Origin of the sequence: Methylobacterium sp. 10 (assembly GCF_000519085.1) — a bacterium.
Taxonomy (GTDB): Bacteria; Pseudomonadota; Alphaproteobacteria; order Rhizobiales; family Beijerinckiaceae; genus Methylobacterium.
Map to the genome: position 1 here is coordinate 1,150,041 of NZ_KI912577.1, position 23,301 is coordinate 1,173,341.

At 67.5% G+C, this 23,301-nt stretch carries 23 protein-coding genes; 14 read left to right on the plus strand and 9 right to left on the minus strand.

Translation table 11 applies throughout. The features are described 5' to 3' along the window. The first annotated feature begins 257 nt into the window (after nucleotides 1-257). From K368_RS23950 to K368_RS0105300, 4 genes are all read left to right on the plus strand, one after another. Complete coding sequence (locus tag K368_RS23950) at nucleotides 258-1,208, plus strand: HAMP domain-containing methyl-accepting chemotaxis protein (protein ID WP_051439766.1); 951 nt, start codon at nucleotides 258-260, stop codon at nucleotides 1,206-1,208. A 561-nt stretch (nucleotides 1,209-1,769) separates the two neighbouring features. Continuing rightward, the gene (locus K368_RS0105290) at nucleotides 1,770-2,543 is read left to right on the plus strand and encodes a ferredoxin--NADP reductase (RefSeq protein ID WP_027171483.1); all 774 of its coding nucleotides are present in this window, start codon (nucleotides 1,770-1,772) and stop codon (nucleotides 2,541-2,543) included. Next, entirely contained in the window at nucleotides 2,540-3,223 is a 684-nt protein-coding gene (bioD, locus tag K368_RS0105295) for a dethiobiotin synthase (protein ID WP_027171484.1), read from the plus strand. The genes K368_RS0105290 and bioD overlap by 4 nt, the downstream gene beginning before the upstream one ends. Nucleotides 3,224-3,554: 331 nt before the next feature. Continuing rightward, a complete protein-coding gene (locus tag K368_RS0105300) occupies nucleotides 3,555-5,492 on the plus strand; it encodes a KUP/HAK/KT family potassium transporter (RefSeq protein ID WP_027171485.1) in 1,938 nt (645 codons plus the stop codon). 7 nt (nucleotides 5,493-5,499) lie between these two features. Here K368_RS0105300 and K368_RS0105305 read toward each other — a convergent pair whose 3' ends face one another. The 5 genes from K368_RS0105305 to oxlT form a co-directional block, all read right to left on the minus strand. Beyond that, entirely contained in the window at nucleotides 5,500-5,796 is a 297-nt protein-coding gene (locus tag K368_RS0105305) for a hypothetical protein (protein ID WP_027171486.1), read from the minus strand. Nucleotides 5,797-6,130: 334 nt separating this feature from the next. Beyond that, nucleotides 6,131-7,666, minus strand: coding sequence for an acyl--CoA ligase (locus K368_RS0105310; RefSeq protein WP_027171487.1), 1,536 nt, complete (start codon nucleotides 7,664-7,666; stop codon nucleotides 6,131-6,133). 118 nt (nucleotides 7,667-7,784) lie between these two features. Further along, a complete protein-coding gene (locus K368_RS0105315) occupies nucleotides 7,785-8,795 on the minus strand; it encodes a 2-dehydropantoate 2-reductase (RefSeq protein WP_027171488.1) in 1,011 nt (336 codons plus the stop codon). A 48-nt stretch (nucleotides 8,796-8,843) separates the two neighbouring features. After that, a complete protein-coding gene (locus K368_RS0105320; protein WP_027171489.1) occupies nucleotides 8,844-9,620 on the minus strand; it encodes a fumarylacetoacetate hydrolase family protein in 777 nt (258 codons plus the stop codon). Between the two features lie 3 nt (nucleotides 9,621-9,623). Then, on the minus strand, nucleotides 9,624-10,931 hold the full coding sequence (gene oxlT, locus K368_RS0105325; RefSeq protein ID WP_027171490.1) for an oxalate/formate MFS antiporter: 1,308 nt from the start codon (nucleotides 10,929-10,931) through the stop codon (nucleotides 9,624-9,626). A 329-nt stretch (nucleotides 10,932-11,260) separates the two neighbouring features. Between oxlT and K368_RS0105330 the strand changes: the two genes are divergently transcribed. The 3 genes from K368_RS0105330 to K368_RS0105340 all read left to right on the plus strand — a co-directional run bounded on the left by K368_RS0105330 (nucleotide 11,261) and on the right by K368_RS0105340 (nucleotide 12,992). Then, the gene (locus K368_RS0105330; RefSeq protein WP_018045822.1) at nucleotides 11,261-11,473 is read left to right on the plus strand and encodes a CsbD family protein; all 213 of its coding nucleotides are present in this window, start codon (nucleotides 11,261-11,263) and stop codon (nucleotides 11,471-11,473) included. Between the two features lie 214 nt (nucleotides 11,474-11,687). Continuing rightward, nucleotides 11,688-12,128, plus strand: a complete 441-nt coding sequence (locus K368_RS0105335) for a CsbD family protein (RefSeq protein WP_027171491.1) — start codon at nucleotides 11,688-11,690, stop codon at nucleotides 12,126-12,128. An 87-nt stretch (nucleotides 12,129-12,215) separates the two neighbouring features. Further along, on the plus strand, nucleotides 12,216-12,992 hold the full coding sequence (locus K368_RS0105340; protein ID WP_027171492.1) for a creatininase family protein: 777 nt from the start codon (nucleotides 12,216-12,218) through the stop codon (nucleotides 12,990-12,992). Nucleotides 12,993-13,127: 135 nt separating this feature from the next. On the opposite strand, the gene K368_RS0105345 is transcribed toward K368_RS0105340, so the two are convergent. Next, nucleotides 13,128-13,649 carry a YcgN family cysteine cluster protein gene (locus tag K368_RS0105345; protein WP_027171493.1) on the minus strand — a complete coding sequence of 174 codons (522 nt, stop codon included), beginning with the start codon at nucleotides 13,647-13,649 and terminating at the stop codon, nucleotides 13,128-13,130. Between the two features lie 313 nt (nucleotides 13,650-13,962). Here K368_RS0105345 and K368_RS0105350 point away from each other — a divergent pair, with 313 nt between their 5' ends. From K368_RS0105350 to K368_RS0105360, 3 genes are all read left to right on the plus strand, one after another. Continuing rightward, nucleotides 13,963-16,191: a PBP1A family penicillin-binding protein gene (locus K368_RS0105350; RefSeq protein ID WP_027171494.1), complete on the plus strand. Its 2,229-nt coding sequence runs from the start codon at nucleotides 13,963-13,965 to the stop codon at nucleotides 16,189-16,191. Nucleotides 16,192-16,265: 74 nt separating this feature from the next. Beyond that, complete coding sequence (locus tag K368_RS0105355) at nucleotides 16,266-16,913, plus strand: DUF1214 domain-containing protein (protein WP_155935322.1); 648 nt, start codon at nucleotides 16,266-16,268, stop codon at nucleotides 16,911-16,913. Then, entirely contained in the window at nucleotides 16,910-17,512 is a 603-nt protein-coding gene (locus K368_RS0105360) for a hypothetical protein (RefSeq protein WP_026176270.1), read from the plus strand. The genes K368_RS0105355 and K368_RS0105360 overlap by 4 nt, the downstream gene beginning before the upstream one ends. Before the next feature lie 37 nt (nucleotides 17,513-17,549). On the opposite strand, the gene K368_RS0105365 is transcribed toward K368_RS0105360, so the two are convergent. Both K368_RS0105365 and K368_RS27000 read right to left on the minus strand, forming a co-directional pair. Further along, nucleotides 17,550-18,293, minus strand: coding sequence for a hypothetical protein (locus K368_RS0105365; RefSeq protein WP_051440007.1), 744 nt, complete (start codon nucleotides 18,291-18,293; stop codon nucleotides 17,550-17,552). Between the two features lie 122 nt (nucleotides 18,294-18,415). Beyond that, the gene (locus K368_RS27000; RefSeq protein WP_197030983.1) at nucleotides 18,416-18,592 is read right to left on the minus strand and encodes a hypothetical protein; all 177 of its coding nucleotides are present in this window, start codon (nucleotides 18,590-18,592) and stop codon (nucleotides 18,416-18,418) included. A gap of 590 nt (nucleotides 18,593-19,182) precedes the next feature. Here K368_RS27000 and K368_RS0105375 point away from each other — a divergent pair. The 4 genes from K368_RS0105375 (at nucleotide 19,183) to K368_RS0105390 (ending at nucleotide 22,646) form a co-directional block, all read left to right on the plus strand. Further along, on the plus strand, nucleotides 19,183-19,473 hold the full coding sequence (locus tag K368_RS0105375) for a hypothetical protein (protein WP_027171497.1): 291 nt from the start codon (nucleotides 19,183-19,185) through the stop codon (nucleotides 19,471-19,473). Nucleotides 19,474-19,655: 182 nt separating this feature from the next. Continuing rightward, the gene (gene gshB / locus K368_RS0105380; protein ID WP_027171498.1) at nucleotides 19,656-20,606 is read left to right on the plus strand and encodes a glutathione synthase; all 951 of its coding nucleotides are present in this window, start codon (nucleotides 19,656-19,658) and stop codon (nucleotides 20,604-20,606) included. A 124-nt stretch (nucleotides 20,607-20,730) separates the two neighbouring features. Continuing rightward, nucleotides 20,731-21,156 carry a GtrA family protein gene (locus tag K368_RS0105385; protein ID WP_245259509.1) on the plus strand — a complete coding sequence of 142 codons (426 nt, stop codon included), beginning with the start codon at nucleotides 20,731-20,733 and terminating at the stop codon, nucleotides 21,154-21,156. Between the two features lie 125 nt (nucleotides 21,157-21,281). After that, nucleotides 21,282-22,646, plus strand: a complete 1,365-nt coding sequence (locus K368_RS0105390) for a hypothetical protein (RefSeq protein ID WP_245259510.1) — start codon at nucleotides 21,282-21,284, stop codon at nucleotides 22,644-22,646. 120 nt (nucleotides 22,647-22,766) lie between these two features. On the opposite strand, the gene K368_RS0105395 is transcribed toward K368_RS0105390, so the two are convergent. Further along, nucleotides 22,767-23,276 (minus strand): OsmC family protein, encoded by a 510-nt coding sequence (locus tag K368_RS0105395; protein ID WP_027171501.1) that lies wholly within the window; start codon nucleotides 23,274-23,276, stop codon nucleotides 22,767-22,769. Nucleotides 23,277-23,301 lie beyond the last annotated feature (25 nt).

Sequence of the window (23,301 nt, forward strand, 5' to 3'; positions counted from 1 at the left end):
TCTGCATGCAGACCCTGGCAGGCTGATCGGACGGGCACTGCCGTTGATCGTTCTCGCCCCACGCTATTGCACCAGGGCAGGGGATACGATCTTCCGCCCGTGAGGGACTCAAGGCACCGATCCGTATCGCCCTGAAGCCCGACGTCCTCAAGGACATCGATGCTGCGCTGGCGCAGTTCACGGATCTCGCCCTCAAGTCGGCGGCCACCATCACGTACGAACAGGGTCGCAAGAGGATCGACGAGGCAGCCCTGGCGGTGTCGGGGGAACATCGGAATGGCGCCCGCAGGAAGGCGATCGTCGCGATCGAGCAATCGCTTTCCAATGCGCAGCGCTTCACGGACGAGGCGCGGCTGTCATCGACCGGCGCCGTGGAAACCGCCAGCCTGCTGGGCCTCGTGATCGGCTCCGTGGCGATCCTCCTTCAGGCTGGGTCCGCCCTCTTCTCCATGATGAGGGTCGCCCGTCCGATCCGCGGAATGACGGAAGCGATGAACCGGCTCGCCGCCGGTGATGTCGAGGTCGCGATCCCTGACCGGACACGCACTGATGAACTCGGCACCATGGCGGGGGCGGTACAGGTGTTCAAGGACGGCATGATCCGCAACCGCGCCCTCGAGATCGAAACCGAGCGCCTGCGTCTCGCTGCGGAGGTGGAACGCAAGGTCGGCATGCATACCCTGGCCGACGAGTTCGAGGCGGCGGTCGGCGGGATTGTGAGCATGGTGTCCGCCGCAGCCACCGAGATGCAGGCCACGGCTTCGCAGCTGACGGCCTCCGCCGAGGAGACGTCGGCGCAGTCGAGCGCGGTCCTGGCGTCCGCGGAGGAAGCCTCGGCCAACGTCACCGCCGTGGCCGGCTCGGCCGAGGATCTCGGAGCCTCCGTGGCGGAAATCGGCCGTCAGGTCGCCCGTTCGGCGGACATGACCGGCGCCGCCGTCCGCGAGGCGGAGCAGACCGCACTGGCGGACGCTGAACTTCGCGAGGTCGCCGCCAGCATCGGCGATTTCGTGAACCTCATCTCCAACCTTGCCGGCCAGACCAACCTCCTCGCCCTCAATGCGACGATTAAGGCGGCGCGGGCCGGAGAGGCGGGCCGGGGCTTCGCGGTGGTCGCCTCGAAGGTCAAGGAACTCGCCAACCAGACCGCCAAGGCGACGACGGAAATCTCCGCGAAGATCGCGGCGATCCAATCCTCCACCCGCTAGGCGACCAGTCCCATCGATGGGATCTCCTCGACGATCCACGGGATCGACGAGACGGCCGCCGTCATCTCCGCATCGGTCTCGCAGCAGGATGCCGCGACCCGGGAGATCCCGGGCTCGGTGGCGCAAGCCTCCATAGAACTGGAGCAGCAGGCCGAATGGCTGAGCTCGGAGGTGCGTAAGTTCCTGCACACGCTCCGCGCCGCCTGAGCCAAGAGCCCACTCGCACCTGCTTCGTTCGGGGCTGTGAGTGCCACCCGCCTTGCGGTGAGGCGGGCGGCCTGCGTCGTCACCCTGGCCGAACCCCTACTCTTCCATCCCGGCAACGGTCACCGGGATGCGCGCCGAACCCCTCTTCCCGCCATCCTTCCTGCACCATCCCGAGCCGGAATTGGAACGAGGTCACATCCCCCGTGGCAGCGATATCTCTAAGTCAGAGCGATTCCAGACAGTTGGCGGTTTCGCTGCCTGCGCGCCTGCTATGCCTTGACGGGCGCGCCGCAGGTGCGAGAAGACCCGGCTGAGAGCCGAGATTCGCAAGCGAAGTTTGAGACGGACCCGTCGATGAGCAAGTTCAACGAGGAGCGCGTGCTGAGCGTCCATCACTGGACCGACACGCTGTTCTCCTTCCGCACGACCCGCGATCCCGCGTTCCGCTTCCGCAACGGCGAGTTCGTGATGATGGGCATCGAGGTCGAGGGGCGCCCCCTCCTTCGCGCCTACAGCGTGGTCTCGGCCAATTACGAGGAGGAACTGGAGTTCTTCTCGATCAAGGTCGAGAACGGCCCGCTCACCTCGCGGCTGCAGCACCTCAAGGTCGGTGATCCGATCATGGTCGGCAAGAAGCCCACCGGCACCCTGGTGCTCGACAACCTGATGCCGGGCAAGAACCTCTACCTTCTCGGCACCGGTACGGGCCTGGCCCCCTTCATGTCGATCATCAAGGACCCGGAGACCTACGAGCGTTTCGAGAAGGTCGTCCTCGTCCATGGCTGCCGCCAGGTCTCCGAACTCGCCTATGGCGAGACGATCACGCAGGAGCTGCCCAACCACGAGTTCCTGGGCGAGGTCATCACCGCCGGCCTGATCTATTATCCCACCGTCACCCGCGAGCCCTTCCGCAACCGCGGCCGGATCACCGACCTGATGACCTCGGGCAAGCTGTTCGACGATATCGGCCTGCCGCCGATGTCGGTGGAGAACGACCGGTTCATGCTCTGCGGCTCGCCCGACATGATCCGCGACACCCGCGAGATGCTGACCGGCGGCGGTTACGTGGAAGGCAACCACGGCGAGGCCGGCCATTACGTCATCGAGAAGGCCTTCGTCGAGAAGTGAGCGCGCGTGCCCGCGCCGTCTTTGTCGCCGGCGCCGGGACCGAGATCGGCAAGACCTACGTCACCGCTTCCCTGACGCGCACCCTGCGCCGCCGGGGAAGCGAAGTGCTGACGCTGAAGCCGCTGGCAAGCGGTGTCCCGCCCTTCGGCGATCCATCGTTTCGCGAGAGCGACACGGCGGTCCTTCTGGAGGCCCAGGGATTGCCGGTGACACCCGAGACGGTGGAGGCCTGTTCGCCCTGGCGCTTTGCCGCGCCGATCAGTCCCGATCTCGCCGCCGCGCGCGAAGGGCGGAGCCTGCACCTCTCCGATCTCGTCGGCTGGTGCGAGGACCGGCTCCGGGGTGCGGACCCCGAGACGATTCTCGTCATCGAAGGCGTCGGCGGCCTGATGAGCCCGGTGACGGCGGAAGCGACCGGTCTCGACTGGCTCAAGGCCCTGGCCCTGCCGACGATTCTCGTCTCCGGCAGCTATCTCGGGGCGATCAGCCACGCCCTCACCGCGGCGGAGACCCTGCGCTGTCACGGCCAGACGCTGCGAGGGGTCGTCGTCTGCGAAAGCCTCGGCGCGCCGACGCCGCCCGAGACGGTCGCCGCCGCCATCGGCCGCCATGTCCCGGCTCCGGTGGTCTGCATCGCCCGCGACGGCGAATGCCCGGAGGCGCTGGCACGGCTGGTTTAGGCTCCGCCGGCCGGCTTCACCGTCCAAATGACACTACAGCAAGGCTCGATCCGCGAGGGCGTTTCCAGGAATCCATCCTCCCCGCCGATCGGGATCATCGAATAAAGCGTTTATCGCCAATACGTTGTACGGTTTTCGATCTCATGTCTGCCGATCTCTGATGCCGATGTGGCAAGTGAGCGGACAGGCATCCGCCATGAAAGAGCGGTGCACGGTTTCCTCACCTGCCCGATGTTATGGAGGCCATCCCTGGACGGCGGACCCGCCACTGTTAGGTTGGGTCAGGCGGAAACCCAGTGCGTCCGGGCTATCCGCGGAAGGAAACGCCCCTTTGGCCCAACACGCATCGGCCCCTGGGGCCTCGGTGGAGAGCGCAGGTTCGAAGAGCGCGGATCCTCCGCGCGCCGGCCTGCCTCTCCTCCTCGGGGCGCTCGGCATCGTCTACGGCGATATCGGCACCAGCCCGCTCTACGCCTTCAAGGAAGCCGTGCGGGCAGCCTCCGGCGGCGGACCGCCCCAGGCCATCGCCGTGGTCGGCGCGGTGTCGCTGATCTTCTGGGCCCTGATCCTCATCGTCTCGCTGAAGTACGCGGTGCTGATCCTGCGCGCCGACAACAGGGGCGAAGGCGGCATCGTCGCCATGCTCGCGCTCCTCGGTGCCCGCCATGCCAAGCCCGGCACGCGACAAGCCGCGCTCCTCGTGGTTGGCCTCGTCGGCGCCGCCCTGCTCTACGGTGACGGGGCGATCACCCCGGCGATCTCGGTGCTGAGCGCGGTGGAGGGCCTCAAGGTGGCGGCTCCCGGCCTCGACCATGCCGTCCTGCCCATCACCATCGCCATTCTGGTCGGGCTGTTCCTGGTGCAGAGCAAGGGCGTCGCCTTCATCGGCCGGATCTTCGGCCCGGTGATGGTAGTATGGTTCGTCGTCCTGGCGCTCCTGGGCCTCGGCGGCATCTGGCACGCGCCGCAGATCCTCGGCGCGCTCAACCCCTGGCGCGCGGTGGATTTCCTCGTCCATGCGGGCTGGCACGTGAGCTTCGCCATGCTCGGCGCGGCCTTCCTCGCAGTCACCGGCGGCGAGGCGATGTATGCCGATCTCGGCCATTTCGGCGCGAGGCCCATCCGCCTCGCCTGGTTCGGCCTCGTCCTGCCGGCCCTCGTCATCCACTATTTCGGCCAGGGCGGCCTGCTGCTGGTCTCCCCCGACGCCATCGAGAACCCGTTCTACCGTCTCAGCCCGGACTGGGCCTATTACCCGCTGATCGCCCTCGCGACGCTGGCCACCGTCATCGCCTCGCAGGCCATCGTCTCAGGCGTTTTCTCGCTCACCCAGCAATCGATCCAGCTCGGGTTCCTGCCGCCCATGCGGGTGATCCACACGGCGCGCGAGGAGCGCGGGCAGATCTACGTGCCGGTGATCAACTGGCTGATGGCGGCAGCGACCCTCACCGCCGTCCTCACCTTCGGCTCCTCCGACAGGCTGGCCGGCGCCTACGGCATCGCCGTCTCCTCGCTCATGGCGATCACCACCCTGCTCGCTGCCCTGGTGGCCCTGAAATGGGGCTACAACCCCATCGCGGTCTTCGCGGTCAACGGCTTCTTCCTTGCCATCGATCTCGTCTTCCTCGGCGCCAACAGCGTGAAGCTGTTCGAGGGCGGCTGGTTTCCCCTGGTGCTGGCCGGCCTCGTCGCCTTCCTGATGCTGACCTGGCGCAAGGGGAACATGCTGGTGGAGCAGGCCCGAGCGACGTTGCGGCAGCCCGAGGCGGCGTTCATCGCGCAGTTACGCCGCGAGCCGCCGATCACCCTGCCGGGCAACGCCGCCTTCCTGTCCTCGGCGACGAGCGGGATCCCGCTTCACCTGTCGCGCTTCGTCGAGCGCAGCCATGCCCTGCACAAGCGCATCCTCCTCGTCACCGCTCTCTACGAGGAGGCGCCGAGTGTGCCGCGGACAGAGCGCGCCGAGGTGACCGAGATCACCCCGGACATCTTTCGCCTCGTCCTGCATTACGGCTTCATGGAGGACGCCTCGATTCCCGACGGCCTGCGATGCGCCGTCGAATGCGGCACGCTGCCGAAGGCGTTCCTCGACGACCTGACCATCTTCATCGGCCACGAGACCATCATCCCGAAGAGCGACAACCGGGGCATGGCGACGTGGCGCGAGACCATCTTCGCCTTTCTCCTGCGCAACGCCGAGGCTACGGGCGCGCAGTTCTGTATCCCGACCCGCCAGCTCGTGGAGGTCGGCACCGAGATCGAGATCTGACGGTGTCCTACTCCGCGTCCGGACTGCGCGGCATGCGCGCCGCCACGCATTCGCGCATGGCATCTTCGATCCTGGCGGCCTTGGCGTTGCCGTAGACGGCCACGTCGTCGATGCATTTCAGGAAGTAGCCGGCGGTGAAGCTATCACTGATGCTGTTGAACGACTTGCCGAGGCGCGAGGCGATCTGCATGCGGTCCATGGCCGTGCCCTTGCTCCATTCCGTGAGCGGGTCATTCATCGACAGTGCCTGTGCTGGAGCGGTCATCGCTGCGAGCACGGCTAAAGCAGCCAACCTGTTCGTCATCGTGTCGAATCCTCCCATCGGCCTCGACGGATCGTCGTCCGTTCGTTGATGGCCGTATGGGGCGGGACGATACTGTCATAGCCAGCGTCGTACAAATCGATCGACTTACCGGCAGGGCTTCTTCTCTACCGTAAGTCTTATCAATATTTATCATGGTCGCGCGAGCCGACGGGATTTCGAACCGCTGACGCGGCCCTTCCCGCGCCGGCTCCCGGGTCACCGTCCGCTGGCGCTGCAGGCGCCCGAGGGAGGGGGCGGATCGAAATGGCGAGTCTCCACCCGTAGCGCCGACGCCCGGACACCTGGGGTGATCCGGGAACCGGCGCGCTGCTCCTCACGTCAGGCCGAGCTTCTGGGCGAGGCCGATGCGCTGGAGCTTGCCGGTGGCGCCCTTCGGGATCTCTTCGAGGAAGATGATCTTGGCCGGCACCTTGAACGGGGCGAGGCGCTCGGACGCGAAGCCCCGCAGGTCCTTCTCCGACAGGGCGTCGTGGCCCTCGCGCAGGACGATGGCAGCCACCACGTCCTCGCCGAGCTTGTCGTGCGGCATCGCGAAGGTGATGCACTGGGACACCGCCGGGTGGTCCATCAGGATCTCGTCCACCTCGCGCGGGGAAATCTTCTCGCCGCCGCGGTTGATGATCTCCTTCAGGCGACCGGTGATCGAGAGGTAGCCCTCCGGGGTCAGCGTGCCTTGGTCGCCGGTGCGGAACCAGCCCTGCCTGGTGAAGGCTTCGGCATTGGCCTTCTCATTGTTCTCGTAGCCGGTCATCACGTTGTCGCCGCGGATGACGATCTCTCCGGTCTCGCCGGCGGCCAGGGGCTCGCCGTCATGGTCGACGATGGCGATCTCCGGGCCGGCGGCGAGGCCCACCGAGCCGGCATAATGCGGCCGGGGCGGCAGCGGGTTCGAGGCCATCTGGTGGGCAGCCTCGGTCATGCCGTAGGCCTCCAGCAGCGGCGCACCGAACACCTCCTCGATCTCCTTCATCACCTGCGGCGGCATGGAGGACGATGAGGAGCGGATGAAGCGCAGGGGATTGGCCGCGATGACCTCCTTGTTGCGGGCGGCGCGGCCCAGGATCGCCTGGTGCATCGTCGGCACCGCCGTGTACCAGGTCGGGCGGACCTCCCCCATCCAGCCGAAGAACTTCAGGGCGTTGAAGCCCGGCGTGCAGCAGACCTGCCCGCCCGCCGAGAGCGGCGCCAGGATGCCGGCGATGAGGCCGTGGATGTGGAACAGCGGCATGATGTTGAGGCCGCGATCCTCGGCCGTGAAGGCGAGGGTGGTGCGGATGTTGCGGGCCGAGGCGCAGACGTTCGACTGCTTCAGCGGCACGATCTTCGGGCGCGAGGTGGTGCCCGAGGTGTGGAGCACGAGACCGATATCGTCCGGATGGGCCGGGCCGCCCTGGGCTGCCGGCGTCGCATCGGATCCGGAGAAGGCGAGGGTGAAGCTGCCCGCGCCCTGCTCGGGCGTCGGGGTCAGGCGCACCACCGGCACGCCGAGCTTCTCGGCCACCGCCACCGCCGGGCTCTGCGAGCCCTCTGCCGCCACCAGCAGCTTGGCGTTGAGGTCGGTCAGGTAGAACTCGAATTCGTCCGCCTTGTAGGCGGGGTTCAGGGGAGCCGAAGTGGTGCCCGCCGCGATGGCGATGAAGGCGGCGGCCATTTCCGGTCCGTTGTCGAGGACGATGGCGACCCGGTCGCCACGGCCGATCCCCTGCGCGTTGAGGGACGCGATGGTGCTGTCGGTGAGCGCCCGCAGGGCGCCGAAGGTCAGCGGAACGCCGCCGGGGCTCGACAGGGCGCTGGCCTCGTCGGCGCCCGCCTGGATCAGCGCGTGCAAGGTGGTTGCGGTCTCGGCCATGGAAGCTGTGTCCTCATCGTCAGTTGCCTTCGGGATGGTGAAGGCGGTCCGCCGCATGGGGAGCGGCACATGTTCACGTGGATGGGCGGTCGGTTGCGACCGCCGGGGGATCGTTGGGTCAGGCCGTCGCGATGGACAGGCGTCCCTGCGCCCGTTCGAGGCTCTGCGAGAGCAGCCGCATCAGGGCGTAGACGGTGCCGATATGCGGAGTCGGGGTGTCGGTGAGGCGGCCGAGTTCGATGATCGAGCCGACGAGGGCTTCTAGTTCGATCGGCCGGCCGGCCTCCACGTCCTGCAGCATCGAGGTCTTGTGCGCGCCGACCTTCTCGGCCCCGGCGATGCGCCGCTCGATCCCGAGCTTGAAGGTGATGCCGAGCTTGTTCGCGATGGTCTCCGCCTCGCGCATCATGTCGGCGGCGAGTGCCCGCGTCTCCGGGAACCGACAGATATCCACCAGGGTGGCATGGGCCAGCGCGGAGATCGGGTTGAAGCTGAGGTTGCCCCAGAGCTTGAGCCAGATCTCGGCGCGGATGTCGCTGGTGACGGGCGCGCGGAAGCCCGCCTTGATCAGGAGCTGTGCCAGGGCCTGGACCCGCGGGCTCATGGAGCCGTCGAGTTCGCCCAGACCGAAGCGGTGGCCCTCGATCACCTGGACCACGCCGGGCTCGGTGAGGACGGCCGCCGGGTAGACCACCGAGCCGATGACATGTTTCGGGTCGAGATGCTCCGCGATGAGCCGGCCCGGATCGGCGGTTTCCAAGTGCGTCCCGGACAGCTCGCCCCCATGGCCACCCGAAAAGTACCACCATGGGATGCCGTTCTGCATGGTCACCACGATGGTATCGGGGCCGATGAGGTGGTGGAGATCGGCGGCGATCGGTCCGACCTGATGCGCCTTCACGGTGAGCAGCACCACGTCGTGAACGCCGGCCTCTTCCATGGACTTCGTGGCCTTGAGGTTCGTCACGTGGATCTCGGAGCCGTTCTCCTCGATCAGGCGCATGCCGTTGAAGCGGATGGCATCGAGATTGGCCCCGCGTGCGATGAAGGTGACGTCCTCGCCGATATTCGCCAGGCGAACCCCCAGAAATCCGCCGATAGCGCCTGCGCCGACGATCGCGATGCTCATGCTCGTGCCCTCATTGTCCGGATGCCGTGTCGTTCTGATGTGTGCGGTTCAGGAGAAGCGGTTCGACAGGATACCGATCCCTTCGATCTCCACCTCGACGGTGGCACCCTTCGGGATCGGGCCGGAACCGTTGGAGGTGCCGCAGGCGATGACGTCGCCGGGCTCCAGCGTCATACCCCGTGAGATCATGGCGACGATCTCGTGCGGGCGGAAGATCATGTCGGAGAGGGGATAGGTCTGCCGCTCGCGCCCGTTCACCCGCACCTTCACCGAGAGCGCCTCGGGGTCGAGGTCGGTGGCGATGGCCGGCCCGAATGGGCCGAACCCGTCCAGTCCCTTGGAGCGCGTCCATTGGGCGAAGCTCGGATCGGCCTTGAGGATTTCCAGCGCGGTCACGTCGTTCACGCAGGTATAGCCGAAGATGTGGTCGGCCGCCTCGTCGGGGGTGAGGTCGCGCGCGCTCCGGCCCGCCACCTTGCCGATGACGATGCCGAGTTCACCCTCGAACAGGATACGCCCGGCACAATCCGGCACCGCGATCTCGGCGCCGCTCGGGCGATAGGTGTTGGCCGGCTTCAGCAGGAACAACGGGGCGACCGGCGGGGTCAGCCCCTGCTTCTCGGCCATGGCGGAGAAATTGTTCCATAGGGCAATGACCTTGCTCGGCCGGCACGGCAGGTCGAGGACGATTTCGGCGAGGGGCAGGATCTCTCCCGTCGCCCTGGGCGCGTCGAACAGGTCGCCCTCGTGCACGGTGACCTGCTCTCCGTCGAGGCGACCGAAGCCGGCTCGACCGTCGTGGCTGTATCCGATCCAGCGGGCCATGGTTCAGATGCTCCGGGCGACGACGCGGGCTCGCCATGGCTTCAGCACGCCGATGGCGAGGAGGGATGCGAGGATGTTGGCGCCGGCGGCGACGAGGAAGACGCCGTCCCAGCTGTTGGTGGCCTGCTGGAGATAGTTCGCCACGGGCACGAGGAGGGCGGCGGTGCCCTTCGCGGTGTAGAGCAGACCGGCATTGGTGGCGGCGAACTTGGTGCCGAAGGTGTCGGTGCAGGTGGAGGGGAAGAGGGAGTAGATCTCGCCCCAGGCGAAGAACACGAAGCCGGAGAGCAGGACGAACCACAGCGGGTCGTGGCCCCAGAGGTAGAGCATGTAGATGCCGAAGCCTTCCATGGCGAAGGCGATGAACATGGTGTTCTCGCGGCCGATCTTGTCGGAGACCCATCCGAAGAACGGGCGGGTGAGGCCGTTGAGGACGCGGTCGATGGTGGCGGCGAAGGTGATGGCGACCATGGTGATGCCCATGATGGTGACGGGCACCTTGTCGACGCCGATATCGGAGGCGATGGGCTTGAGGTTGGCGGTGATCATCAGGCCGCCGGCGCCGACGATGACGAACATGAAGTACATGAGCCAGAAGATCGGCTGGCGTGCGACTTCGCCGGGGGTGTAGTTGCGCCGGGTCTGGATGATGTTGGCGTTGGCCACGACCTCCGGCACCTGGCCCTTCTTCGGCGAGGTGAAGAAGAAGGCGAGCGCGCAGACGACGAGGCCCTGGCCGATGCCGAAGTTGAAGAAGGCGGCCTGGAAGCCGTGATCGGCGATCATCCACTGGATCGGGGCGACGGTCAGCGCCGAGCCGGCGCCGAAGCCTGCGGCGATGATGCCGGCGGCGAGCCCGCGCTTGTCGGGGAACCATTTCAGGGCCGAGCCGACGCAGGTGCCGTAGACGGCGCCCGCACCGATGCCGGCGACGACCTGGCCGAGATAGAACATGTTGAGCGAGGCGGCGTAGGAGTTGATGACCCAGCCGATGCCGCAGAGCGCGCCGCCGAACAGCACCACCACACGCGGGCCGTACTTGTCCACGAACCAGCCCTCGATCGGGACCAGCCAGGTCTCGAACAGCACGAACAGGGTGAAGGCCCACTGGATCGCCGCCCGGTCGAAGCCGAACTTCTTCTGGATGTCGGGGACGAAGAACGTCCAGCCGTATTGCAGGTTGGCGATCATCACCATGCAGATCACCCCGATCACCAGCTGACCCCAGCGCCCGAACGGCGGCGCGGACGCCGTATCCAGGGTCGGCTGGGTAGTCCCGCCCGAACCCGGGGGGGCGGCGCGAACGGTCATGACCGTCTTCCTCGGTGTCTCGTCTGTTGTTTGCCGAGTTCTAGACGGGAATATTTTGAATTCAAGAAACTTTGCTGGCAAGAACGTCGCAAAGCGAAACAAAAAATTTGGATCACGCGTATAAAAAATTCAAACTCTTACCGTGGCGGTCTTTAACTTCGAATCAGTGCTGCGACGCAGCACTTCTCCCTCGGATCAGTCAGGAATCATACAATTCTGCAGCCTCGGATCGGAACATTTCAGCAATTGTTATCGTTCGGCTTCCGACTTCGCGGTGCCCGACGCATGCCGCGTCCCGGCTTCCCCGATCGCTGATGAGGACCATTTCGATGAGCAGCACCACCGACAAGATCAAGGGTCTCGCCAACGAAGCCGTCGGCAACATCAAGCAGGGCGTCGGCTCTGTCACGGGCAATGAGAAGCTGCAGGCAGAAGGCAAGGCGCAGGAGCTGAAGGGCGAGGCCCAGAAGACCGTGGGTGATGCCAAGGATGGGATCAAGGGCGCGGCTCAGAGCGCAGCCGACGCCGTCAAGAAAATCTGACGATCCGGTCGGAGCCGTCGCGGGGGGGCGGTGCAAGTCCTCTCAAACGCCTCGTGATATCGGGGCGTGGCTCGATGGAATGTGGGCGGCTCCTTGAACCACCACGACGAACAATCGCTTCGAGCATCGTCGCGGACGCGTATCCGGAACGGTGCTCCGACAGGGCGGATCGGGCTCCCGGCCCGTCTTCCCCTCGCGAATGGGAGATAGATCCATGAACAGAGACCATTTCGACGGCGGCGTCCGCAATCTGCAGGGACGGGGCAAGACGGCGCTCGGCGCCGTGACCGGCCGTGCGCGCCAGCAGGTGGAGGGCGCCTACGATCAGGCCGCCGGTGCGGCCCAGTACGCCTATGGCGAAGCCCGCGACACGGTGAAAGGCCTTCGCCGCGGCGGCGAGCGATTCATCGACGAGGCGAGCGCCCGCGCCCATGCTCTGGCAGACGAGGCCCAGCAGCGCGGCCATGCAATCGCCGACCGTGGTCATGCCCTCGCCGACGAGGCCCAGCGCCGTGGTCGCCATTACCGCGGTGAAGCCGTGCGCCAGGGACGGGCCGTCGCCGCCCGTGCCGACGAGAACAAAGCCGTCACGCTCGCCCTCGTGGCAGCCGCCGCCTTCGGCCTCGGATGGCTCCTGCGCCCCTCGCGCCGCTGATCCGACTCTCGGATGGGCCTTCTTGTGGGAGCCCATCCGGCATAGACATGCCCCTCGCGGCATGGGGCCGCGAGGGGCATGACGGCCATGGCGGTGCGGAACTGGTTCGATCTCACGACCGAGGAGATCGCGTCCGTCGTCGGCCGCTCCATCGCCGTCCTCCCCGTGGCGGCGGTTGAGCAACATGGACCGCATCTGCCGCTCTCCACCGACGTCACCATCGCCGAAGGCTACCTCGCCCGCCTCGCCGAACTCGATGCGGGCCGTCTCGATATCCTGGTCCTGCCGGTCCAGAGCATCGGCAAGTCGGACGAGCACGACGCCTTCCCAGGCACGCTCAGCCTGACGGCGGAGACGGCCTTGCGCGCCTGGGGCGAGATCGGGCGCAGCCTCCATCGCGCCGGATGCGGCAAGCTCGTCATCGTCACATCCCATGGCGGCAATAGCGGCCTGATCGACCTCGTGGCGAGCGACTTGCGCGGTCTCGGCATGCTCGCCGTCACCACAGCCTGGAGCCGCTTCGGCTATCCGCCGGGTCTGTTTCCCGAAGACGAGATCAGACACGGCATCCATGCCGGCGCCGTCGAGACGGCGCTGATGCTGGCACTGAAGCCCGGTTCGGTACGTCGGCAAGCCATTGCCGATTTCGAGCCCCGTTCGGTGGCGATGGAGCGCGATTTCACCCACCTGCGCGCCGGCCGTCCGGCGGCATTCGCCTGGAAGGCACAGGACCTTCACCCCTCGGGCGCCATCGGCAATGCGACGCTCGGCACCCGCGAGGCCGGTCTCGCGGCCCTCGACCACGGTGCGAGAGCCTTCCTCGACCTCCTGCGCGACGTGGACGGCTTCCGACTCGATCCGTGAGGCGCCTTTCGCGCGCTCATAGCAAGTCTCAATGACCCTGATCCATAGGTCAGGGTCATTGAGGTCCGGCGGACGACCGCCGCCGCGCCGTCGCACGGGCAGACCTCGATGAGTCAGGCTCATCGAGGTCTTGTATTAATCCTCGTCCTCGGTCTCCGGGGTGCGGCCGGGCCAGGTGACGATCTGGTCGAGGAGTTCGTCGGTGGTGAACTCCTCCTCGTTGCCCGAGATCCGGCCGCGCACCGAGATGCCGGCTTCGTGGACACTGGCCTGACGGCCGGAGACGAGGGGGTGCCATGGGTAGAGGTCCTGCCCGTCGCGCACGAGGCGATAGGCGCAGGTCGGCGGCAGCCAGGGGATGGTCCGGACCGCCTCCGGCGTCAGGCGGACGCAATCGGGCACCCGCCTCTGGCGGTTGACGTAGTCGCGGCAGTTGCAGGCGAGCCCGTCGAGGAGGGTGCAGCCGACATCGGTGTGGTAGACCTCGCCGGTATCGTCGTCCTCGAGCTTGAGCAGGCAGCACCGGCCGCAGCCGTCGCACAGGCTCTCCCACTCTGACGACGACATCTCGTCGAGGGTCTTCTCCCGCCAGAACGGGTTCGCGGCCCGACGGGCCGATGGGTCAGTGGCAAGGAGGGCGGCTGTGCGGTCCCTCATCGGAAGCACCTTCGGGGTTCGACATGAGAGGGCGGAGCGCGCAGGCTCCTTGACGCATGTGGGCGCGATCGGCAAGCCGCGCCACCTCGACGCCCCAATCCCGAGTCAGGGTTGACGAAGGGTTATTCTCGCCGGCACCGCGACGTTTTCGCCGCCGGACGCATTATGGTGGGGAGCCGTCCGCGCCGCCCCCTGCGGAAGGGCGGGCGATGTGGATCGCGGGGCCTCGCGAAGATGCGCGGAGCTTGGTAGTGCTTGGCCGGCGGCATCGGCGATCGGTGCCGTTCGTGCGGTGAGGGACAGAGAACACGTCGTGCGCCTGCCCAAAGCCACCTCGATCCTGACGCGCCTGAAACGCGCCGCCCTCGGCTTCGACGCCTGGGTGAACGCGAGCCTGTACGACAGTGGCCGTTCCACCGCCGAGACCTACGAGCGTTTCCAGCAGCGCATGCAGGTCTTCTCGGTGCGCGGCTGGAAGCGCGTCGCCCTCGATCTCACCAGCGAGGCGGTGACGCTCGGCACCGGCGGCGCCGTGCTGATGCTGGCCCTCGCGCAGCCCGCCTTCAACCTCACCAGCGACAACTGGCTGAAGCAGCAGGATCTCGCCGTCACCTTCCTCGACCGCTATGGCGTCGAGGTGGGCCGGCGCGGAATCAAGCACGACGATTCGCTCAAGCTCGACGACTTTCCCGACAGCATGATCAAGGCCCTGGTCTCCACCGAGGACCGGCGCTTCTACGAGCATTGGGGCATCGACCCGATCGGCACGGCGCGCGCTCTCGTGTCGAACTCGCGGGGCGGCGGCAACACCCAGGGCGGCTCGTCGATCACCCAGCAGCTCGCCAAGAACCTGTTCCTCACCAACGAGCGCTCCCTGGAGCGCAAGGTCAACGAGGCGTTCCTGGCACTCTGGCTCGAGAGCCATCTCAGCAAGAACGAGATTCTCAAGCTCTATCTCGACCGTGCCTATATGGGCGGCGGCACCTTCGGCGCGGTGGCGGCGGCCGATTACTATTTCGGCAAGCCCCTGAAGGACGTGAGCCTCGCCGAGGCCGCGATGCTGGCCGGCCTGTTCAAGGCCCCGACGAAGTACGCGCCACACGTGAATCTGCCGGCGGCCCGCGCCCGCGCCGTGGACGTGCTCCACAACATGGTGGAGGCCGGCTTCGTCACCGAAGGCCAGATCCAGACGGCGTTGCGCAACCCGGCGACGCCGGTGACCCGCACCCGCGACATCACAGCCGATTACTACCTCGACTGGGCCTTCGGCGAGATCAAGGGCATGGCGGATGCCGGCAAGCTGCGCGGCGACCGCGTGCTGATCGTCAAGACCCCCCTCGACATCGGTATCCAGAAGCGCGCCGACCAGGCGGTGGAGACCATCCTGCGCCAGTACGGCGACCAGTACGACGTGGACGAGGCCGCCATGGTCATCCTCGATCCGGACGGGGCGCTGCGCGCCATGGTCGGCGGGGCCGATTACGGCGAGAGCCAGTTCAACCGAGCCACCGATTCCCTGCGCCAGCCGGGCTCCTCGTTCAAACCCTACGTCTATGCGGCAGGTCTCGCCGCCGGCCTCTACCGGCCCGACACCCGGGTCGTGGACCGGCCGATCTGCCTCGGCAATTGGTGCCCGCAGAATTACGGCCGCTCGTTCTCCGGCGCCACCAACCTCACGGTTGCGGTGGCGAAATCCATCAACACGATCCCGATCCAGATCTCGATCGCGCTGGGCAAGGCCATCGGCATCAAGGGCGATTTTCCCGCCGCCAAGGCGGGACGCGCCAAGATCATCGACATGGCCCACCGCATGGGCATCACCACTCCGCTCACCGATTCCGTTTCCCTGCCCATCGGCTCGGCGGAGGTGAACGTCATCGATCAGGCGGCGGCCTATGCGGTGTTCGCCAATGGCGGCCGCAAGGCCAAGCCCTACGCGGCCATGGAGGTGAAGAACTCGTCGGGCGAGGTGATCTACCGCCATGCCGACGAGAAGCCCGAGCAGATCCTCTCTCCTCAAGTCGTGGCCGACATGAACTTCATGTTGAACAAGGTGGTGGAGGAGGGGACCGGCCGCCGCGCGCAGCTCGACGGCATCAAGGTCGCGGGTAAATCGGGCACGACTAACGCCTACAAGGATGCCTGGTTCGTAGCCTATACCGGCAATTACGTGGGCGCCGTCTGGTTCGGCAACGACGATTCCACCTCCACCAACAAGATGACGGGCGGCTCGCTCCCCGCCATGGCCTGGCACGACGTGATGGAAACGGCTCACCAGGGCATCGAGCTGAAGCCGATGCCGGGCCTCAAGGAGAACACGCGTCCGATGGCGCAGGCCGGGCCGTCCTCATCGCCCAACGCCGCCGCCAGCGCGGCCGGCAAGCTCTCGCGGCGCTCGTTCGAGGTCATCGGCAGCATGAACGGCCTGTTCCGCACCGTGGAGGCGGGACCGCCCGCCGGCGCCCGCGCCGCCGCGGGGGAGACCACGGGCGCCGTCGCCGATGGCGCCCGCCCGGTCAGCGGCCGCATCGGCACCCCGTAGCGACGGTGTCCACACGGCCCCAGGATGTCAGCCGCCGCATGAGCACCACAGATCACCTTGCCCGGTCCGGAGCGATGCAGGACATCGCGGGCGTCGCCGGCCGGGGAGGCAGCGCCTTTCGGGCCGTCCTGCGCCGGACCTCCCGCGTCGGTCTCGTCTTCTACACGCTCGCCCTCGGCGCCGGCCTCGGTCTGGCGACGGCGGATTACGCCACGCGGGGCGGCTATCCGTTCGGCGGCGTTTCGGTGGGAAGCTGGATCGCATGGCCGCGCACGGGCTCGCTCGGCGCCGATCCCTATGCCCGCGCGGTGAATGCCCGGCGCGGGGAGATTCCCCTGGCGGTGGGGGAGGGGCTGCTTCTGACCGCGTCCCAGGACGACCAGGGGCGCGCCCTCAATGCCGGCTGCACCTATGTGATCGCCGGCGCGACGCCTCCGGCCAGAGCCTGGACCCTCACCGTCGCCGGGCGCGGCAAGCGCGACCCCGAACGGTCGGTGCTGCGCGAGGGCTTCACCTCGACGGAGGTGCTGCGCGACGTCGACGGGCGCTTCTCCATTGTCCTCGCCTCGGACGTCCAGCCTGGCAACTGGCTGCCCATGCCGCGGGCGGCAGGGCCGGTGCGGCTTGCGCTCCGTCTCTACGACACGCCCGTGGCGGCCAGCGCCGGCACAGTGGAGCGCTCCGCGGTTCCCACGATCTCCCGCACGGAATGCGCGGAATGAACCCGACCGGTCGTTTCCTCCTCGCGACCCTCGCCGGCCTCGTCCTGGCGGGGCTGGTCCATATCGCCGTGGTGCTGGCAATACCGAGCCTGTCGGAATCCGACGCCCTGACGAAGGCGCGCACCAGCGAGGCCCTGGACCACGCGATGCCGGTCTACACCCTCTCCACCGGCATCAACCCGGCCCCCACCGAGGCGTGGCTGCCGATCCCCGATCCCTCCGTCGCGGTGGGCATCTGCGCCTACAACCTCGCCGACGGCCCGATGCGGGTCTCGGCCCGGACCGGCGCGCTGATGCTCTCCCTGGCCGTCCACGGCCGGCGGGGGGCCTTCTATGCCGTCACCGACCAGGCGGCGGTGCGCGGCGCCCTCGACCTCGTGATCCTCACCCGCGCCCAATACGACGAGGCCCTGGCCAACGAGGACGAGAACGACGTCAGCCGAGACGTGCGCATCGTCGCCACCGAGCGGGAGGGCTTCGTGGTGGTGCGCGTGGTCGCGGCCCTTCCGAGCCAGCGTCAGGCGGCGAACGAAGCCGTCCAGGCCGTGTCCTGCACCATCGACAGCCCGACCGAGGACGCTGCGAAATCCGGCGGCTGATGGACGACCCACGCCCCCTCCGGACGGGCGGTCCGGTTCAGTATTTCGCGACGATGGGAAGGGCCGCCCGCGGAGCGGGAGCCTCCACCAATCCGCAGCGCGCCTCGGCTTCCGCCGGTAGCAGCGGGTCGAGCATCACGCGGCGTCCGTCGAGGCTGGCGAGACTGCGCTCGACCGACACGGCCTCGACGGAGGGAACTTCGACGAGGAGATGCTGCAGGGCGTAGCGATAGCGCTCCGACCGGACCCCCGTCTCCAGACGGACCCAGGCCACGAGGCAGCGGTTCTCGGCCACCCGCATGGCGGCCTGTCGGATGCTCTCGTCGTCGAGGCTCTTCACGAAGGGCAGGCTGCGCAGGCGCAGGGTATCGGCATTCGCCACCCGCGCCGCCGTGGCCGCGAAAAGCGGGATCAGGCGCGCATCCGCAGTGATGTCGTCCGATACGCGGCGATAGCGCGAGACGGGTGAGCGGAAGGGCTCCGCGATCAGGGCCGCATGGTAGCTGGCGACATCGTCGTTGCGCCAGCTCGGCGGCAGCACGCGGGTACGGGTGAGGTTCGCGAGAGCATCGGTGAAGGTCTCGCTCTCGGCCGCCGGCATCAGGAAGCGCCAGGCCCGGTCGCGCAGGGTGCGCTCGTCGTCGGTGAGGGGAAAGTACGAGGCCGGCTCGTTGCGGTAATGCGCGGCCCCGGTGCCGGTGCTCGCCACGAGGCTGTTCCAGGCGCTCGGGGCGGGGCGGCCGAAATCGCCTTTCTGGGCGCAGCCGCCCATCAGCAGCATCGCGGCGGCGGATGCGGTCTTGATCAGGCGCCGGGTGTGGCTGATGGGATAGGACGCCGGCATCGCGCTTCCTTGGGTTGACGGTGCCTGCTCGGGCCTCACGGTGACCGGAGGCGTGGGTCTCAGGAGCGCCGGCGCTGGCGCGGAGCGGGCATCGCCGGTTCGGGCATGCGCTCGTAGCGGACGCCGGTGAACAGCAGGATCTCGCCGCGCGTGGCGCTGTCGTTCTCGTCGTCCCGGCGGAATCGGCGACCGGTAGCCTGGCGGAACGCCACGACACTGGCCATCGGCAGCGGCATCGAACGGTCCCCGTGACCACCCGATGGTTCACCGGGGTGTGTTTTGGCACTCTGGGACTTGCGGTCAGGTGTCATCGCTGGCGATCCCATCGATCCTCGATCCGCACCACCCGAACCCGTCGGAAACGTCCTCTCGAACCCTCTCGGAGCCGGGCTCCGTCGAGTGCTCAATCCATCGTGATGCAGGGCGGAGATCATCACGGCGTGGTTAACGAAAAGTTGCTGCTCTCCATCGAATCAAGGGAGAACGCCGGGAGGCGGCGGCAGGGACTGGATCCGCGTGGCATTTCCGCCGCAGCTGCGAAGCCAGCTGGAACTGAAGCCAGGGTATCTGCTCTGGCTTGCAACTTGCTTTGAATTTTACTGCCCATGGCGGGCGTTTCCTCCCTTGCACTCGGCCCCGCTCCCCGTGAGCGGGGCCTTTTTATCGAGGGATTTCGAAAAACTGTGACCGGGGCGACACGCCGAGGGTTCGGCCTATCTGTCCGACCGTGCTCGGCCGGAACCGGGATGGTGTCCTGCGCGCTTGCTAACCCATGGCTGCGCCCGATATGCCGCCACACTCCGATCCGAGCGAAGGACAACGCAGAATGCGCGTGGCGACCACACGATCCTCCAGCCCCTCGAAGGGCCGGTCCCTGGCCCTGAAGGCTGCACCCTTCGCCCTTCTGCTTCTGGCCACCGGCCCAGCCCAGGCCCAGCGCGAAGACCAGGGCCTGCAGCTCGGCTGCGCCAACGACTATTTCCGCCTCTGCGCCGGCGTCGATCCCAACAGCAACGAGGCCGAGAAGTGCATGGAGCGCAACCGTCCCCGACTCTCGGCCGAATGCCGCAACGCCATCGGCGATTACGACCGCCGCAGCGGTGGCAAGTCCCGCTAGGACAGCAAGTCCCGCTAGGGCGGCAAGCCTTGTCGAAGGGTAGGTCTCGCTGAAGGGCGACGTCCGGTAAGAAGCCTGTCGACGGAAGCCGAGCCATCGAATAGGCCTGCGGCTCCGGTCGAAGACCGGGGGCGGCTCCCCGACCTTCGACCATGCCCGAACGTGAATGAGGCTCGTGCGCAATGGCCCTGACCGTCGCGGTTCAGATGGACCCGATCCAGGCGATCAGGATCGCCGGTGACACCACCTTCGCCCTGCTCTTGGAAGCGCAGGCGCGGGGGCACGATCTCCTGTTCTATACACCCGACCGGCTCTCCATGCAGGGGCAGGTGGTGACGGCGAGGGTCGAGCCCCTCCGGGTCCAGGACGTGGAGGGCGCCCACGCGACCCTCGGCGCCGTGGAGCGTGTCGACCTCGCCGATGTGGATGTGGTCCTGATGCGCCAGGACCCGCCCTTCGACATGGCCTACATCACCGCGACCCACATGCTGGAGCGGATCCACCCGCGGACGCTGGTGGTGAACAACCCGGCCGAGGTGCGCAACGCGCCCGAGAAGCTGTTCGTCCTCGATTTCCCGCAGCTCATGCCGCCGACCCTGATCACCCGCGACAAGGCGGAGATCGAGGCGTTCCGGGCCGAGCACGGCGCCATCGTCATGAAGCCCCTGCATGGGCATGGCGGGGCGGCGGTGTTCCGGGTGTTGCCGGAGGACGCCAATTTCGGCTCGATGTTCGACCTGTTCTCGGTGACGTTCCGCGAGCCCTGGGTGGTCCAGCGCTTCCTGCCGAAGATCACCGAGGGCGACAAGCGCATCATCCTGGTGGACGGCGAGCCGCTGGGTGCCATCAACCGCGTCCCGGCGCTCAACGACATCCGCTCCAACATGGTGCGCGGTGGAGCCGCCTCAGCCTCGGACCTCACCGAGCGCGAGCGGGAGATCTGCGCCACGATCGGACCGGAGCTTCGCCGTCGCGGCCTCATCCTCGTCGGCATCGATGTGATCGACGGCAACCTCACCGAGATCAACGTCACCTCTCCCACGGGCATCCGCGCCATCAAGCGGCTCGGTGGACCGGATCTCGCGGTCTCGGTCTGGGATGCGATCGAAGGGCGGCTCTCCGCCTCGGCCTGACGGGATTAAGCCGCCTTTAAGCGCGCTCGCCTAACGCTCGGTGTCGGTCTCGACACCCGCCAGCCCGGTCGATGCATCCCATGAAACAGAACCCCTCTTCCGGCTGGATCTCCGGCACCGGCCGGTGAGCGGCCGAGCCCTGCCGATACGGCTCGCCCGGATGGTTCTGGTCGGCGGCATCGCGACCCTGCTGTATGCCTGCTTAAGCATGGCCGGGACGACGATCGCCGGGCTTCCGCTTCTCCTAGTCTCGCCCCTCTCCTACGGCCTCGCCTCGCTCTGGTCCTATGCCGGTCATCGCTGGCTGACCTTCGGCGATCGGCAGCCCGCACCTCGCGCGGCGTTGCGGTTTTTCTGTCTGACGATGGCCGGCTACGGCGCGGCTGCAGCGATACCCGCCATCATCGGCGGACTCTTCGAGGGACCGCCCTGGCTCTCGATCCTCATCGTCTGCATCGGGATTCCCGCCGTGAATTACGTGGTCCTGAGCCGGCACGTCTTTTCCGAGGCGCTGCGGGGTTCCCGGCACCGGGTGGGGCATACGGCATGAGATCCGATCCAGCTTACCCCCGGGTTCCAACGCAGCCACTCGGTGCGGCATCACGAGCGTTCGCGTTTCGGTCGCGGGAAGCCGCGTCGATCCTCGTCCTCCTGGTCGTGGTCCTCACGCTTTCCATGCGCGCCGATCAGTTGCTCAACGATCCGGACAGCCAGTGGCATATGGCGATCGGCCGATGGATCGTCGCTCACGGGACCGTGCCCTGGACGGACCTGTTCTCCCACACCTTCGCCGGTTCACCCTGGATCGCGAAGGAATGGGCCTCGCAGGTGCTGTTCTACGGGGCCTTCGCGGTCGCCGGGTGGTGGGGCGTCTGCATGCTCACCATCCTGGTCGTCGCCGGCTCCCTCGGCAGCTTGCACCTGTGGCTGCAGCGGCGTGTTTCCGCCACGGCGGCGCTGATGACGGTCACGGCCGTTTTCGTGGTCCTCGCTCCGCATCTGCTCGCACGCCCGCACATCTTTACGGTGCCGGTCCTCCTCGTCTGGATGACGGGTCTCGTAGCGGCGCTGGAGCGGGGGAGGGCACCGTCCTTCTGGCTCATCCCGGTGATGGTGGCCTGGGCCAATCTGCACGGCAGCTATCCGATCGGCCTCGTCATCGCCGGTATCCTCGCGGGCGAGGGCGTGTTCTCCGGCCCCCGCTCCGAATGGATCGGCAGGGCTTCGCGATGGGGACGCTTCCTCGTCGTCGCAACGGCCGCATCCTGCCTGACGCCCTATGGCTATGCGCCGTTTCTCGTGAATCTCGGACTGTTCAACAGCGGTGAATCCCTGCCCTTCATCAAGGAATGGCAGCCGCTCGGGCTCGATGGGGCGGGCGTCGTCGCCGTCGCCCTGCTTATCGGCAGCATCGCGCTCCTGGTGGCCGACACCCGCAAGACCCTGTTCCGCCTCGGCGTGGTCACGCTCCTCGGGGTGATGATGATCCGCCACGCGCGGTTCGCGGAACTGTTCGTCCTGGCGGCTCCGATCCTCGTGGCGGGTCCTGCCATGACGCGTTTCCCGGCGCTGCGCGGCGGTCCGGCCATCGCCACCTCGCGGGGGCTCGGCTTCGCCATCCTGGCCTGTGCCGTCGCGGCGATCGCGACGGCGGCCGTGGTCTCGCCGCGTCTCAACGAAGCGATGACGCCCCAGGCCGCACTCGACGCGGCGCGCGCACGGGGCCTCAGCGGCCCGGTCTACAACGACTACGATTTTGGTGGATTCCTGATCCGATCCGGCGTGCCGACCTTCATCGACGGCCGCAGCGATCAGCTCTTCCTCGACGGCTTCATGAACGGCCTCGACCAAGCGCTCGCCGCCTCGGAGCCCGACCGCTTCGCCGCCCTGCTGGCGCGTTATCGTGTCACCTGGGCCCTCGTGCGGAGGGAGGGGCGAAGCGCCGCTCACCTGCGCAGCCTGGAGGGCTGGCGCCTCCTCCATGAGGACGAGACCGCTTCTGTGTATCATGATGCCGCTGGCGTGCCCGCCGCGCGGTAGGGCCCGGATGTCGGTGACTGAAGCGGGCGTCAGACGCCACCCGGCGGGTCGATGGCCGGCGCTGGCCATCGAGCTTTCGCGGCCTCCTGCGCCACTCCGACCGTACTTGGATAAAGCCCCTCAGCCCTTCGACGCTTGAACCGCGAGTTCCGGCTTGTGGTTCAGGGTCTGGAACACGACGCAGTAGCGCTCCGTCAGCTTGAGGAGCTGGTCGAGCTTCTCCTGCGGCGCATCGGTGTCGAGGGCGAAGTTCAGGCGGATCGCGCGAAAGCCCACCGGCGCTTCCTTGTCGACGCCCAGCGTGCCGCGGAAGTCGAGGTCGCCTTCGGCGGAGACGGTGCCGGCGCGCAGCTCGATTTCGAGGGCGGTCGCCACGGCCTTGAGGGTCACGCCGGCGCAGGCGACCAGCGCCTCGAGCAGCATGTCGCCCGAGCAGAGTTCGAGGCCCGACCCGCCCGTGGCGGGGTGCAGCCCGGCGACGGCGAGCGCCCGCCCGGTCTCGACCTTGCAGGCGATGGAGGTATCGTCGAGGGTGCCCTTGGCCTTCAGGGTGATAACGGCCGATTCGGGGGCGCTGCGGTACTGATCCTTCAGCGGAGCCTGGAGCGAGCGCAGGGTGGTGGCGTCCATCGGGTGCTTCCTCGGTCGTCTTGGT